Consider the following 14,024-nt stretch of genomic DNA (forward strand, 5'->3'; position numbering starts at 1 on the left):
AGCCGGGCGGGAAACGGGAGCCGGAACGGGCGGGGAGTCGGGCGGGAGATGGGAGCCGGAACGGGCGTGGCGCCCGCCGGAATTCCGGCGGGCGCCACGGGTGCTGCGGTGGTTCGGGCGATCAGTGGCGGCTCGGGCCGCTGCCGATCTCCTGCCGCTCCGGGCGGGGCTCCACGGGCGGGTGTCCCGGCGAGACCGGCGCCTCGACCGGCTTCTCGATCGGGTAGAAGAAGCCCCGGATGGCCGGGCCCAGGGCACCGAGCCGGTTCATCTTCTTCGGCACCACCCAGCCGACGTACTCCAGCTCGCCGTGGCCGTCGGCGTGGCCGTCGGCCGCGCTGAGCGGCTGGTGGACCTCCTCGAACCGGCCGTCCGGCAACCGCCGGATGATGCCGGTCTCCACGCCGTGGGCGAGGACCTCGCGGTCGTGCTGCTGGAGACCGAGGCAGATCCGGTACGTCACGTAGTAGGCCAGCGGCGGCAGGACCAGCAGGCCGATCCGGCCGGCCCAGGTCATCGCGTTCAGGCTGATCTGGAACTTGTCCGCGATCACGTCGTTGGCGCCGGAGAGCGTCAGGACCAGGTAGAAGGCGACGGCCATGGCACCGAGAGCGGTGCGGTGCGGCACGTCCCGCGGACGCTGGAGCAGGTTGTGCGCCCGGTAGTCCTTGAGCTGGCGGGCCTCGACGAACGGGTAGAGCGTCGACAGACCCACCAGGATGCCGGGCAGCACCACCGTCGGCCAGAACAGCGGCGGGATGACGTAGCCGTCGCCGATCGGGATGTTGATCTCCCAGGCGGGCATCAGTCGGGTCGAGCCGTCGAGGAACATGACGTACCAGTCGGGCTGACTCGCCGCCGACACCACCCACGCCTCGTACGGACCGAACAGCCAGATCGGGTTGATCTGGAACAGGCCGCCCATCAGCGCGATGACACCGAAGACGACCATGAAGAAGCCGCCCTGCTTGAGCACGTAGCGCGGGAACATCCGTTCGCCGACCACGTTGTCGTTGGTCCGGCCGGGACCGGGCCACTGGGTGTGCTTCTGCTTGAAGACCAGCCCGACGTGCGCGCTGATCAGCGCGACCAGCAGACCCGGGATGAGCAGCACGTGGGCGATGTAGAACCGGCTGATGATGATCTCGCCGGGGAACTCACCGCCGAAGATCGACGACGTGACCCAGGAGCCGACCACCGGAATGGAGAGCATGATCCCCGAGGCGATCCGCAGGCCGGTGCCGGAGAGACCGTCGTCCGGCAGCGAGTAGCCGGTGAAGCCGGCCAGGAAGCCGACCCAGAAGAGCAGCGAGCCGATGATCCAGTTCGTCTCACGCGGCTTGCGGAACGCGCCGGTGAAGAAGACCCGGAGCATGTGCACGACGATCGCGGCCATGAACAACAGCGCGGCCCAGTGGTGCATCTGCCGCATGATCAGGCCGCCCCGGACGTCGAACGAGATGTCCAGGCTGGAGGCGTACGCGGCCGACATCGGCGTGCCGCGCAGCGGCGCGTAACTGCCGTTGTAGATGACCTCGGTGAGCGCGGGCTCGAAGAAGAAGGTCAGGAAGACACCGGTCAGCAGCAGGACGATGAACGAGAAGAGCGCGATCTCGCCCAGCAGGAACGACCAGTGGTCCGGGAAGACCTTGTTGAGCACCCGGCGCAGCGGGGTCGACACGCCGAAGCGGTCGTCCACCCCGGCAGCGGCCTTGCCAGGCACCGCTGCCATGTCAAACTTTCGGCGCTTCATGGCCGCTCCCAGAAGTCGGGCCCGACGGTCTCGGTGTAGTCGGACTTTGCCACGAAGAAGCCCTCGTCGTCCACCTCGATCGGCAGCTGCGGCAGGCGCCGGCTGGCCGGGCCGAAGATGGGCCGGGCGTTGTCGGTGATCAGGAACTGCGACTGGTGGCAGGGGCAGAGCAGCCGGTTGGTCTGCTGCTCGTAGAGGCTGGCCGGGCAGCCCGCGTGCGTGCAGATCTTGGAGTAGGCCGCGTAGTTGCCCCACATGTAGCCGCCGTGGCCGACCCGCTCGTTGGACTGACGCGCCTCGATGGCGTCGGACTCCCGCAGGTGGATCAGGAGGGTCACCGAGTCGGCGTGCTTGTTGCTCACGCCGTGCTCGATGCCCGGGAAGACGGTGATCTGGCCACCGGCGCTGATGTCGGCCGGGCGGACCGGTCGGCCGTCCTCACGGACCAGGCGGATCCGCTCGCCACCCTCGCCGGGGTGGAAGCCGGTGGTGAACATCTGGTTGTTCTCGTGCGGCTGCTTGATCAGACCGCCGATCAGCGGCGCGGCGGCGACCGCGCCGACCGGCGCGAGACCGGCCAGCAGCGAGATCCCCAGCAGCGGACGACGCTTCACGCCCAGTTCGTCGGCGACGTAGAGCATGGTCTGCCCGGTGATCTTGCGACCCTCCTGGTCGACCTCGCCCTCGTGCCGGTCCTGGATGGCGACCTCCTTGGGCAGCAGCTTCTTGCCCCAGGTGAGGATGCCGAAGCCGATGCCGAGCAGGGCCACGCCCAGGGTCAGGCCGAGCAGCGGGGTGTAGAGCTTGTCCCCACCGTTGCCCGGCTCGTACTGCCACGGCCACCAGATGTAGACGACCAGGAAGGCGGTCGCGGCGAGCCCGGTGAGCAGGAAGAACGAGGCGACCAGCCGGGTGGTGCGGCGCTCCGCCTTGCTGCCCGGGACGAACTGCGGCTCGTAGTGGACGATCTCGATGTCGTCCCGGCGCAGGCCCTCCTGGACGACGTCGAACCGGGTCAGCTCGGGGTCGTCCAGGTCGATCGGCTCCCGGGCCGGCTTCTCGGTGTGCGTGCTCATGCCGTCACCTCGCTACGGGCGGTGCCGAGCGCGGGCACCACGGCGCTGAATCGAACGATTCGCTCGGTCACGACTTGCCCGCAATCCACAGGCTAGCGAAGACGAGCGCGACGATGCCGACCAGGAAGATGGCCAGTCCCTCGGTCGAGGGGCCGTACCGACCCAGGTTGAACCCACCGGGGTCCTGGTCGTTCTTCAGGGTCTCCTGGATGTAGGCGATGATGTCCGCCTTCTGGTCCGGGGTGATCTGGTTGTCGCCGAACACCGGCATGTTCTGCGGGCCGCTGAGCATGGCGGCGTAGATCTGCCGGTCGCTGGCGGGCCGGAGGCTGGGCGCGTACTTGCCGGAGGAGAGCGCGCCGCCACCACCACCGAAGGCGTGGCACTGGGAGCAGTTGATCCGGAACAGCTCACCACCGGTGGCGAGGTTGGCGTCCGTGCGGAGGTCACCCTCGGGAACCACCGGGCCGCCACCGAGCTCCTGGATGTACTGGGCGAGCTGGCGGACCTCCTCGTCGGTGAAGACCGGGGTCTTTCGCTCCGCCTGCGCCTCCTGCCGAGCCATCGGCATCCGGCCCGTGCCGACCTGGAACTCGACCGAGGCCGCGCCGACGCCGATCAGGCTCGGCCCGCGCCCCTCGACGCCCTGCGCGTTCCGGCCGTGGCAGGTCACGCAGCTCACGTCGAACAGCGCCTTGCCCTCGGCGGCGGCACCGGTGAGCGGCGGGTTGTCCTGCGCCTGGGCACCCGGGGCGAAGACGGTGTAGGCACCGCCGGCCAGCATGAGCGCGGCGATCAGCCGGACCGCGGCACCCAGCCGGCGGCGGCCCCTGCTGGGTGCCACGGACCGCTGGCGGCGCAGCCGCGCGAGCAGGCCGCGTCGGCGGTCGTTGTCAGAAGTCATGACCTGTGTCCTTAACCGGTTGGACCTTGTCGGGGACGGAGCGGCGCCGCGGCGCCAAGATCACTGGAGCCAGTAGATCATGGCGTATAGCCCGATCCACACGACGTCGACGAAGTGCCAGTAGTACGACACGACGATCGCCGACGTGGCCTGGGCCGGGGTGAACCGACCCATGGTGGTGCGGATCATGAAGATGATGAAGGCCACCAGACCGCCGGTCACGTGCAGGCCGTGGAACCCGGTGGTCAGGTAGAACATCGACCCGTACCCGTCCGAGTTGATCTTGATGCCCTCGTGGACCAGCTCGCGGTACTCGTTGAGCTGGCCGAGGACGAAGATCAGGCCCATCACGAAGGTGAGCGTGAACCAACGCCGGAGCGCGTGCACGTCGCCCTTCTCCGCGGCGAACACGCCGAGCTGGCAGGTCACCGAGGACGCCACCAGGATCAGCGTGAAGGTCGTCGCGTACGGGACGTTGAGTGCCTCGGTGTGCTTCTCCCACTGCTCCGGCGCCGCCGCGCGGATGGAGAAGTACATCGCGAACAGCGCCGCGAAGAACATGAGCTCGCTGGAGAGCCAGACGATCGTCCCGACACTGACCATGTTGGGTCGGGTCAGGGAATGGATCCTGCTCTTGTCAATGGCTGGGGCCGCAGTCACGCGGTCATTATTGCGCCCGATCAGGTTCGGCGAGCATCGGGGTGGCATAACGGTCGTTCCGGCGGGCCGACGGAGGGCGTCCGGTTCGCCTGGCCTAGCCTGAAAAACGTGTGGTACCTCGATCCGATCATGACCGCCGCCCCGGCCGCCGGAGCGGAACCCGTGCTCGCCGCCGAGGCGCCGCCGCCGTTCGAGATCACCCGGGTCTTCACCGAGACCCGGCTCGACTCCTGGCTGGCGGTCGGCCTGGTCCTGGCCGCCGGCCTCTACCTCTACGGGGTGCACCGGCTGCGGCTGCGCGGCGACCGGTGGCCGGTCGCCCGGACGGTCTTCTTCCTCGGACCGGGACTGGGCGGCATCGCCTCGGTCACCGTGACCGGACTGCACGCGTACGACACCGCGTTGCTGTCGGTGCACATGGTCCAGCACATGGTGCTCTCCATGATCGCGCCGATCTTCCTCGCGCTCGGCGCGCCGCTCACCCTCGCGCTGCGCACCCTGCCGAAGGGTCCCCGCGCCCGGCTGCTGGCGGTGGTGCACAGCCGGGTCGCCCGGATCTACACCTTCCCGCTGGTCGCCTTCACGATCTTCGTGGTCAACCCGTTCGTGCTCTACTTCACCGACCTCTACCGGTACACCCTGGAACACGTCTGGGCGCACGAGGTGGTGCACGCGCACTTCATCATGACCGGCTGCGTGTTCTTCTGGCCGCTGCTCGGCCTCGACCCGATCCCGAACCGCTGGCCGTACCCGGGCCGGGCGCTGCTGATGCTGCTCTCGGTGCCGTTCCACACGGTCCTCGGGCTCACCATCATGCAGAGCAGCACGCTCTTCGGCGGCGACTGGTACCCGTCGCTGAACCTCAGCTGGGCCGACCCCTGGGACGACCAGGTCGTGGCCGGGGGCATCCTCTGGGCCGGCGGCGAGTTCGTCAGCATCACCATGCTCGCGGTACTGGTGGTGCAGTGGGTCCGCCAGTCCGAGCGGGAGGCCCGTCGGATCGACCGCGACCTGGACCGCCAGGAGGCCCGGGAACGCGCCGCCGGCACCCCGGCCTGACCGGGGCCGTCGGGCCGCCGTGGGCACCGACGCCGACCGACCCGGCCCGACCGGTACGATCAGCGGGCAGCTACGACGTGGGAGCCAAGCCAGCGATGAGCGATCGTCTTTACACCGTCCTGCTCTACAGCGACGACCCGCAGGTGCGTGACCGGATGCGGCTCGCGGTGGGCACCCGTCCCGCCGCCGACCTGCACGTCGAGTTCACCGAGGCGGCCAGTTACGGCGAGTGCATCCGGCTGGTCGACGACTACGAGATCGACCTGATGCTGCTCGACGGCGAGGCGACCCCGGCCGGGGGCATCGGCATCGCCCGCCAGATCAAGGACGACCGCACCGACGCTCCCCCGACCTGCGTGGTGATCGCCCGGGCCGCCGATCGCTGGCTGGCGGCGTACGCCGAGGTCGACGCCACCCTGGTGCACCCGCTGGACCCGGTGACCACCGGCGCCACGGTCGCCGAACTGCTGCGTCGGCACGCCGGCGCCGACCGCGCCGCCTGACCCGGACGTCCGCGTCCCCACGGTCCGGGCCCGCCCGGGGCCGGACCGTCCGGCCCGGTCCGTCACCGTCGACGCCGGTGCCGTCACCCGCATCCCACGCCTGATCGGGAGGCCCACCATGGGCGATCGGACCTGGCCGCACCTGCTCGCCTCGCTGCTGCGCGGCGAGGAGCTCTCCACCGCCGACACCGCGTGGGCGATGGGCGAGATCATGACGGGTTCCGCCACACCGATCCAGATCGCCGCCCTCGCCGTCGGTCTGCGGGCCAAGGGCGAGACTGCGACCGAGCTGGCCGGTCTGGTCGAGGCGATGCTCGGCAACGCGGTCCCGGTCGAGCTGCCGGAAGAGGTCCGGGCCACCGCGCTGGACGTGGTCGGTACCGGCGGCGACCTCGCCCACACGGTCAACATCTCCACCATGGCGGCGCTGGTGGTGGCCGGGGCCGGGGTCCGGGTGGTCAAGCACGGCAACCGGGCCGCCTCCTCCTCCTGCGGCACGGCCGACGTGCTGGAGTTCCTCGGCGTCCCGCTGGATCTCGACCCGGCGGGAGTCGCCCGCTGCGTCACCGAGGCCGGCATCGGGTTCTGCTTCGCCGCCCGTTTCCACCCGGGCATGCGGCACGCCGGCCCGGTGCGCCGCGAGATCGGCGTGCCCACCTTCTTCAACTTCCTCGGCCCGCTGACCAACCCGGCCCGGCCACGGGCCGGCGCGGTCGGCTGTTTCGACCCACGGATGGCGCCGGTGATGGCCGCCGTCTTCGCGGCCCGGGGCGACTCGGTCCTGGTGATGCGCGGCGAGGACGGGCTGGACGAGTTCAGCACCGCCGCCCCCACCCGCTTCTGGGTGGCCCAGCAGGGCACCGTGAGAGAGGCGCTGGTCGACGCGACCGACCTCGGGGTACCCCGGGCCACCCTGGCGGATCTCCGGGGCGCTGACGCCGCGTACAACGCCGGTGTCGTACGGCGACTGCTCGCCGGCGAGCGGGGTCCGGTGCGCGACGCGGTACTGGTCAACGCCGCCGCCGCGCTCGCCACCCAGGGGCCGCTCGACGGCGACCTGCTGACCGCCGTCCGGGGCGGGCTGGACCGGGCCGCCGAGTCGATCGACTCCGGCGCGGCGGCGCGGGCCCTCGACCGCTGGATCGAAGTGGCCCGCTCGGTCTGAGCGGTGGAACGGACCCGTCCCGCGTCCCGGCCGCCAGGAGGCCCGTCGGCCAGTCACCCGGCGGGGTTGTCCGCCGGCCCCGGACCGGTTTGCCGGTCGGTCACCGCACCGGGTTGCCGGTCGGCCACCGGCGGGGTTGTCGGACCCGCGTGCCAAACTACAGCCGAGTAGTTTTCCGCCGCTGCCGTGCCAGGCGGGCCAGGTGCCCGGCACACGCCGTCCGGGTCGACCGGCGGCCCCACCCGCCGGCAGCCCGCACAGAAAGGAGACGCCCGTGTCGGAGCGCGAGCTGTACTGCGACAGCTGCCAGGGCGTCCAGCTGTTCGAGGTCCCGCCCTGCGAGGACGGGCACGAAGCGGACTGCCCCGAGCTGACCTGCACCGGCTGCGGCGCGGCGGTGCTCATCGCCACCTTCCGGTTCGGTGCCGCCCGGCTGGCCGACCGCCGTCCCGCTTCACGCAACGGATACCGTCGGGCCGCCTGACCGGGCACACCCGGCGCGCCCCGTCCCGCGAGGATCGTCCCGCCGGCCCGAACACCGCACGACGAAGGCCGCCTCCCGCTCGGGGAGGCGGCCTTCGTCGTGGTCGGACGACGCCGGTCAGTGCTCGGCGGTACGCCGGGTGCCGGTGTAGTACTCGAAGAGCAGGCCCGAAGCGGTCAGGACGACCGCCACCAGGCCCAGGGCGATCAGCCAGTACTGCCAGATCACGAGGCCGAAGCCGGCGATGGCGGCGGCGAGCGCCAGGCCGAACGGCCAGTAGCTGCCGGGGCTGAAGAAGCCGATCTCGCCGGCGCCGTCGGCGATCTCACCGTCGGCGCGGTCCTCCGGACGCAGGTCGATCCGGCGGGCGACGAACCAGAAGAACCCGCCGCACATCGCGCAGAGCGCGAACGACAGCAGCAGGGCGACGGTGCCGACCCACTCGACCTGACCGGAGTCACCGGCCGTCCAGGCGCCGTAGAGGACGCCGACGGCGAGCAGGAACACCGCGATGACGGAGAAGATCTTCCACTCGGTCCTCATGCCCGCCCCCTCAGCGTCCCACGCCGGCCGGCGTACCGGCCGCGTTGTTGAAGTTGCTCTCGGTACGCCGGGTCTCGAACGGCTGGGTGGTCGTCGCGTACGGCTCCTCGCCGATGGACTGGAGCGCCTCCTGCGTCGACCGGCCGTCCCGCTTCGCGGCGAGGAACCGGTCGTACTCCTCGGGGGACACCACGCGCAGCTCGAAGTTCATGAAGGCGTGGTAGCTGCCGCACAGCTCGGCGCAGCGGCCCACGTACGCGCCCTCGGTCACCAGCTCGGAGATCTCGAACTCGTTGCGGATCTTGCCGGGGAAGACGTCCCGCTTGAAGAGCAGCTCCGGCACCCAGAAGGAGTGGATGACGTCCTTGCTGGTCTCCTCGAACCGGATGGACCGGTTGGTCGGCAGCACCAGGACCGGGATGACCTCGCTGGTGCCGAGGACCGAGGCGACGGTGTTGGCGTCCTTACCCAGGCCGTCGCGGTAGTTGAACTGCCAGTTCCACTTGAACGCGACGATCTCGACGACCACGTCCGGGTTCGGCGTGCGCTTCTCCACGTCGGTCTGGACGACCGCGGTGTAGTAGAAGAGCACCGAGACGATGAGGATCGGCGCGATGGTGTAGAGGAACTCCATCGGCATGTTGAACCGCGTCTGCACGGGCAGCTCGTTACCGCGCTTGCGGTACCGGATGATGCACCAGAAGATCAGGCCCCAGACGAAGACGCCGACCGCGAGCGCCGCGATGCAGGACGCGATCCAGAGGTCGTACATCCGCCGGGACTCGGCCGAGATGCCGCCCTGCGGCCAGCCGAACCCGTCGAACGCCGCACCGACGTCGCACCCCGTCAGCAGGACCAGCGTCGCCCCTGCGCCGAGACCGAGACCGGCGAGCCGCCCGGCACCCCGTCCCCGGCGCCCACCGGCTCCCGGGGAAGTGCTGTGCCGTACGGCCGTCGGCCGTACCTCCGAACTCCTTGCGACCACCTGGTCCTGCCTCCCTAGCGCGCCGCGGTGTCTGGCCCGGTTCCGCCGGCCCGGCCGGCGGAGTGACAGCACCGCCGGCAAAGGCGTCACCGACGGTCGCAGATTACTCGACCATGACGGACCGGACCGCCCTGGGGTCGCGTGTCCGCCCCGGTCGAGGGATCCCGAACGGCTCCCACGCGCTACGTTGGCACCCGTGAGCGCTGCTTCGGTCTACCTGGACGCGGCCACCGCCGCCCCGTTGCACCCGGTAGCCAGACAGGCGCTGGGCGCCGCCCTGGCCGACGGCTGGGCCGACCCCGGCCGGCTCTACACCCAGGCCCGCCGGGCCCGCCAGCTCCTCGACGCGGCGCGGGCCGCCGCCGCCGAAACCCTCGGGGTACGCCCCGACGAGCTCTCCTTCACCGCCAACGGCACCACCGCCGCCCACGGCGCGGTGCTGGGCGGGTTGGCCGCCCGCCGGCGGGTCGGACCGGTGCTGGTGCACTCGGCGATCGAACACTCCGCCGTGCTGCACGCCGCCGAACGGCACGTGGCGGCCGGCGGCGCGGCGGTGCCGGTGCCGGTGGACCGGCTTGGCCGGCTCGACCTCGACGGCTGGGCGGCGGCGGTACGCGCCCCCGGTGTGGCCTGGGCCAGCCTGATCGCGGCCAGCCACGAGGTGGGCACCGTGCAGCCGGTCGCCGAGGCCGCCGCCGTCTGCGCCGGGGCGGGGGTGCCGCTGCACGTCGACGCGGCCCAGGTGGTCGGCCGGGCACCGGTGCCCGCCGGCTGGTCGGTGCTGACCGCCAGCGCGCACAAGTGGGGCGGACCGTCCGGCGTGGGGCTGCTGGTGGTCCGCAAGGGCACCCGCTGGGAGTCGCCCTGGCCGGCCGACGAGGCCGAGGCGGGGCGTACCCCCGGGCCGTTGAACCTGCCGGCGGTGGTCGCGGCGGCGGCGAGCCTGCGCGCGGCGGCGGCCGACGCGGCGGCCGAGGCCGCCCGGCTGGCACCGCTGGTGGAACGGATCCGGGCCCGGGTCGCGGTCGAGGTGCCGGACGTCGAGGTGGTGGGCGATCCGGTGGACCGGCTCCCCCATCTGGTGACCTTCTCCTGCCTCTACGTCGACGGCGAGGCACTGCTGCACGCGCTGGACCGGCGGGGCTTCGCGGTCTCCTCCGGGTCGTCGTGCACCGCGTCGACGTTGCGCCCGTCGCACGTGCTGGAGGCGATGGGGGTGCTCTCCCACGGCAACGTCCGGATCAGCCTGCACCGGGAGACCACCGAGGCGGACGTCGAACGATTCCTGGCCGAGCTGCCGGGGATCGTCGCCGACCTGCGCGCCGAGGCCGGCGTGGTGGGGCTGTGACCCCCGCACAGCCCGCCGGGGCCGACCCGCAACGAGTAACGGCCGCCGGGCCGGAACAGGGCGCGACGGCTGGGCCGGACGAGGTGCTGGACTGTCTCGGGCAGCGCTGCCCACTACCGGTCATCGCGCTCGCCCGCCGCCTGCCGGACCTGCCGGTCGGCGCGGTGCTGCGGGTGCTCGCCGACGACCCGGCGGCGGCGGTGGACATCCCGGCCTGGTGCCGGATGCGCGGGCAGGAGTTCCTGGCCGCCGTCGAGGGCCCCGGCTACGACGTCCGCCGCACCCGCTGAGCCGCTCCGCCCGGCCCTCAGCCAGCGCCCCGCCACACCTCCCACGCGGCGGAGCCGCCGCGCTCCCCACTCGGCGGCCCCGGCTGTGCTCGGCGGACCGGCCGCGCTCCCCACTCGCGCGATCTTGGACAGTTACCGTTCCATTTGGTCGCTATGTGTCCAAGATCTGCTCTGTCACGTCCGTCGGGTGGGCCGACTCGTCGATCCAGACCAGCCGTAACCGCCGTCCGGCGCGGCTGAAGATCCGTACGGCGCTGTCGGCGCTCGGAACCGGCCGGCGTACGTCCGCTGGTCGCCACAGAGCAGGACCCCGTCCGGGAACGCCATGCCCCAAGCGAACACGGCCCCGTAACGACCCGTCCGCGCTGCGCTGGTTGATCGGCGCCGAGCTGTCCCGCTATCGACGGGAGGCGCCGATGTCACTCAGCGAGCTGGCGGCCGTCACCGGCATCGGCAAGCCCAAGCTCGGGCACATGGAAAGCGGGCGCTACCAGCAGTTCCCGGAGGACGTGGCGACGATCCTGCGGGCCTGCGGGGCCGGCCAGCAGGCGATCGACCGGCTCACCTCGCTGGTGGGCCAGGCCGACGCGAGGACATGGTGGGCACCCTGGGCGAACGTCGTCCCGGACTGGTTCCGCACCTACGTCGGCCTCGAAGGACTGGCCGACACCGCGTTCGTCTTCGAGTCGATGGTGGTGCCGGGGCTGTTGCAGACCGAGGAGTACGCGCAGGCGCTCACCCTGGGCACCGGCTTCGTCCGGCCGGACCACGCCGAACGCTTCGTCTCGTTCCGGCAGACCCGCGCACGGCGGCTCACCGGCGAGGAGCCGTTGACGCTGCACGCGGTGATCGGCGAGGCGGCGCTGCGGTTGCGCGTCAACGGCGAGGAGACCCGCCGGTCCCAGCTCCGCCACCTCGCCGCGATGTCCGAGCTGCCCCACGTCACGGTCCAGGTGCTCCGCCCCGAGGACGGGCCGCACGCGGCAACGCCCCTGGGCAAGTTCGTCCTGCTGGACTTCGCGCACGTCCGGCCGATCGCCTACACCGAGGTGCTCGACGGGGCGATGTACGTGCAGGACCCGGACGGGGTGCGGACCTATAGCATGGTGGCCGACAACCTGCGCCAGGTCGCCCTCTCCCCCGCCGAGTCGCGCGCGTTGATCACGGAGCTGGCCGGCGCCCGATAGTTACGGAGGCCGACATGACCACCCCCGACCTGTCCCGAGCCCGCTGGTTCACCAGCAGCCGGAGCGCCAACAACGGTGACTGTGTGGAGTGCGCGGTGCTGCCCGACGCGGTCGCGGTCCGTGACAGCAAGGACCCGTCCGGTCCGGTCCTGACCTTCAGCGCGGCCCGCTGGACCGCCTTCGTGGCCGCCCCGCCCCGCCGGCCCTGAAAGTCGACCACCGGCCCTGAGTCGACCGCCGGCACCAGCCAGCGGTCGACACCGCACCCCTCCGGACGGCCACCGGCGCCCGACGGCTGCCCGGAGGGGTGCGGAGGCGGTCAGCCGAGCAGGTGGGGGCGGACCTCGTCGGCGACGGCGTCGCCGTACGCCTCGGCGAGACGCTTGACGAAGGCGTCCCGGCGGATCTCGTACTCCTGCGCCCCGTGGTTCTCCAGCACCAGCGCCGCCGAGAGGCAGCCGACCTGGGCGGCCCGCTCCAGGGTCAGACCCCAGGAGAGTCCGGCGAAGAATCCACCCCGGAAGCCGTCGCCGACCCCGGTCGGGTCGATCTCAGGGACGTCCCGAACGGCCGGTACGTGGATGCGCGGAACGTCCCGCCCCTCGATTTCCACGCCGCCCTTGCCGAGCGTGGTGACCCGGATGGTCACCCGGTCGAGCAGCTGGGCGTCGGTCAGGCCGGCCTTGCTCTGCAGCAGCGACTTCTCGTACTCGTTGGTGAGCAGGTAGGTGGCGCCGTCGATCAGGCCGGCGACGTCGCTGCCCTCCATCCGGGCGAGCTGCTGGGACGGGTCGGCGGCGAAGTGGTAGCCCCGCTCCCGGCACTCGGCCGAGTGGCGCAGCATCGCCTCGGGGTCGTTGGCTCCGACCAGCACCAGGTCGAGACGGCCGACCCGCTTCGCGACCGGGGCCAGCTCGATGTTGCGGGCCTCGCTCATCGCCCCGGCGTAGAAGGAGGCGATCTGGCACATGTCGGTGTCGGTGGTGCAGACGAACCGGGCGGTGTGCGCGACCTCGCTGACGTGCACCGAGTCGCAGTCGACCCCGTGCCGCTCCAGCCAGGAGCGGTAGTCGGCGAAGTCGGCGCCGACCGCGCCGACCAGCACCGGGGTCAATCCGAGCTGGGCCATCCCGAAGGCGATGTTCGCGGCCACGCCGCCGCGCCGGACGATGAGGTCGTCGATGAGGAAGGACAGCGAGACCTTGTCCAACTGGTCGGCGATGAGCTGGTCGGCGAACCGCCCGGGGAAGCTCATCAGGTGGTCGGTCGCGATCGAGCCGGTCACGGCGATCTTCATGTCAACCCTCGCGGTCGGGGAGCAGAGCGCCGGTCAGCCTACCGGCCCGGCCATCTTCGCACCGGCCGGCCGGTCGGGACATGGCCCTTCGAGCGGCGCTCGAGAGCACGGGCGACAGCACGGGGGTGGAGGGGTGTCGGCCCGGGTGGTAGGAGGGGTCCCCTGCAGTACGGAAATCATCTGCAAGGGGCCCCTGCTACCACCAAAAGGGGGCGGGGCGCAGCGGATGACGGGCGGTACGAGAAACGGCGGGGCCGCCCCCGGTGAGGGGCGGCCCCGCCGTCGGGCCCGGGTGGGACTCAGCTGAACGAGTCGCCGCAGGCGCAGGAGCTGCCCGCGTTCGGGTTGTCGATGGTGAAGCCCTGGGCGTCGATCCGGTCGGCGAAGTCGATGGTGGCGCCGGTCAGGTAGGGGGCGCTCATCCGGTCGACGACGACCTCGACACCACCGAAGTCACTGACGATGTCCCCGTCGAGGGAACGCTCGTCGAAGAAGAGCTGGTACCGCAGGCCGGAGCAGCCGCCCGGCTGCACCGCGACCCGGAGCCGAAGGTCGTCGCGGTCCTCCTGCTCGATCAGGGCCTTGACCTTCTGCGCCGCGACGTCGGTGAGGACGACGGTCGTGGGGGCCTTGGCCTCGGTCGAGTCGGTCTGCGCTGGCGTGGTCACGTGGAATTCTCCCTGCGCGTCGGTGTGGTCTCTCCTGGCCAACGTCCTCGCCGGTCCAGTGATTCCCACTGTGGTCCAGGTCTGATTGTAGGCCGCCCCGGG

At 71.5% G+C, this 14,024-nt stretch carries 16 protein-coding genes; 8 read left to right on the forward strand and 8 right to left on the reverse strand.

Annotation, left to right across the window (positions count from 1 at the left end):
* Window positions 1-121: 121 nt before the first annotated feature.
* From qcrB to ctaE, 4 genes are all read right to left on the reverse strand, one after another.
* The gene (gene qcrB, locus IGA62_RS03870) at window positions 122-1,753 is read right to left on the reverse strand and encodes a cytochrome bc1 complex cytochrome b subunit (RefSeq protein ID WP_091459747.1); all 1,632 of its coding nucleotides are present in this window, start codon (window positions 1,751-1,753) and stop codon (window positions 122-124) included.
* Complete coding sequence (gene qcrA, locus IGA62_RS03875) at window positions 1,750-2,829, reverse strand: cytochrome bc1 complex Rieske iron-sulfur subunit (RefSeq protein ID WP_145816216.1); 1,080 nt, start codon at window positions 2,827-2,829, stop codon at window positions 1,750-1,752. Before qcrA ends, qcrB begins: the two co-directional genes overlap by 4 nt.
* Window positions 2,830-2,896: 67 nt before the next feature.
* Window positions 2,897-3,733, reverse strand: coding sequence for a cytochrome bc1 complex diheme cytochrome c subunit (qcrC, locus tag IGA62_RS03880; RefSeq protein ID WP_091459742.1), 837 nt, complete (start codon window positions 3,731-3,733; stop codon window positions 2,897-2,899).
* Window positions 3,734-3,793: 60 nt separating this feature from the next.
* On the reverse strand, window positions 3,794-4,393 hold the full coding sequence (gene ctaE, locus IGA62_RS03885; RefSeq protein ID WP_091459740.1) for an aa3-type cytochrome oxidase subunit III: 600 nt from the start codon (window positions 4,391-4,393) through the stop codon (window positions 3,794-3,796).
* A 129-nt stretch (window positions 4,394-4,522) separates the two neighbouring features.
* On the opposite strand from ctaE, the gene IGA62_RS03890 reads away from it, so the two are divergent.
* From IGA62_RS03890 to IGA62_RS03905, 4 genes are all read left to right on the forward strand, one after another.
* Entirely contained in the window at window positions 4,523-5,452 is a 930-nt protein-coding gene (locus tag IGA62_RS03890; protein WP_145821815.1) for a cytochrome c oxidase assembly protein, read from the forward strand.
* 95 nt (window positions 5,453-5,547) lie between these two features.
* Complete coding sequence (locus tag IGA62_RS03895; RefSeq protein ID WP_145816215.1) at window positions 5,548-5,955, forward strand: response regulator; 408 nt, start codon at window positions 5,548-5,550, stop codon at window positions 5,953-5,955.
* A gap of 118 nt (window positions 5,956-6,073) precedes the next feature.
* Window positions 6,074-7,120, forward strand: coding sequence for an anthranilate phosphoribosyltransferase (gene trpD / locus IGA62_RS03900; protein ID WP_145816214.1), 1,047 nt, complete (start codon window positions 6,074-6,076; stop codon window positions 7,118-7,120).
* Between the two features lie 274 nt (window positions 7,121-7,394).
* The gene (locus IGA62_RS03905; RefSeq protein WP_145816213.1) at window positions 7,395-7,604 is read left to right on the forward strand and encodes a hypothetical protein; all 210 of its coding nucleotides are present in this window, start codon (window positions 7,395-7,397) and stop codon (window positions 7,602-7,604) included.
* A gap of 117 nt (window positions 7,605-7,721) precedes the next feature.
* On the opposite strand, the gene IGA62_RS03910 is transcribed toward IGA62_RS03905, so the two are convergent.
* Together IGA62_RS03910 and ctaC are read right to left on the reverse strand one after the other, a co-directional pair.
* Window positions 7,722-8,147 (reverse strand): cytochrome c oxidase subunit 4, encoded by a 426-nt coding sequence (locus tag IGA62_RS03910; RefSeq protein WP_145816212.1) that lies wholly within the window; start codon window positions 8,145-8,147, stop codon window positions 7,722-7,724.
* 10 nt (window positions 8,148-8,157) lie between these two features.
* Complete coding sequence (ctaC, locus tag IGA62_RS03915) at window positions 8,158-9,132, reverse strand: aa3-type cytochrome oxidase subunit II (RefSeq protein ID WP_145816211.1); 975 nt, start codon at window positions 9,130-9,132, stop codon at window positions 8,158-8,160.
* 196 nt (window positions 9,133-9,328) lie between these two features.
* Between ctaC and IGA62_RS03920 the strand changes: the two genes are divergently transcribed.
* The 4 genes from IGA62_RS03920 to IGA62_RS03935 all read left to right on the forward strand — a co-directional run bounded on the left by IGA62_RS03920 (window position 9,329) and on the right by IGA62_RS03935 (window position 12,166).
* The gene (locus tag IGA62_RS03920) at window positions 9,329-10,480 is read left to right on the forward strand and encodes a cysteine desulfurase family protein (RefSeq protein WP_145816210.1); all 1,152 of its coding nucleotides are present in this window, start codon (window positions 9,329-9,331) and stop codon (window positions 10,478-10,480) included.
* A gap of 83 nt (window positions 10,481-10,563) precedes the next feature.
* Window positions 10,564-10,770: a sulfurtransferase TusA family protein gene (locus IGA62_RS03925; RefSeq protein ID WP_145821814.1), complete on the forward strand. Its 207-nt coding sequence runs from the start codon at window positions 10,564-10,566 to the stop codon at window positions 10,768-10,770.
* A gap of 155 nt (window positions 10,771-10,925) precedes the next feature.
* A complete protein-coding gene (locus IGA62_RS03930; protein WP_280526148.1) occupies window positions 10,926-11,957 on the forward strand; it encodes a helix-turn-helix domain-containing protein in 1,032 nt (343 codons plus the stop codon).
* A gap of 14 nt (window positions 11,958-11,971) precedes the next feature.
* Complete coding sequence (locus IGA62_RS03935) at window positions 11,972-12,166, forward strand: DUF397 domain-containing protein (RefSeq protein WP_145816208.1); 195 nt, start codon at window positions 11,972-11,974, stop codon at window positions 12,164-12,166.
* A gap of 110 nt (window positions 12,167-12,276) precedes the next feature.
* Here the strand turns inward: IGA62_RS03935 and IGA62_RS03940 are convergent, their stop codons facing one another.
* Both IGA62_RS03940 and erpA read right to left on the reverse strand, forming a co-directional pair.
* On the reverse strand, window positions 12,277-13,254 hold the full coding sequence (locus IGA62_RS03940) for a carbohydrate kinase family protein (protein WP_145816207.1): 978 nt from the start codon (window positions 13,252-13,254) through the stop codon (window positions 12,277-12,279).
* Between the two features lie 299 nt (window positions 13,255-13,553).
* Window positions 13,554-13,922, reverse strand: coding sequence for an iron-sulfur cluster insertion protein ErpA (gene erpA, locus IGA62_RS03945; RefSeq protein ID WP_145816206.1), 369 nt, complete (start codon window positions 13,920-13,922; stop codon window positions 13,554-13,556).
* Window positions 13,923-14,024: the final 102 nt, after the last annotated feature.

The organism is Micromonospora sagamiensis (genome assembly GCF_014680085.1).
In the GTDB taxonomy this organism is placed as follows: domain Bacteria; phylum Actinomycetota; class Actinomycetes; order Mycobacteriales; family Micromonosporaceae; genus Micromonospora; species Micromonospora inyonensis.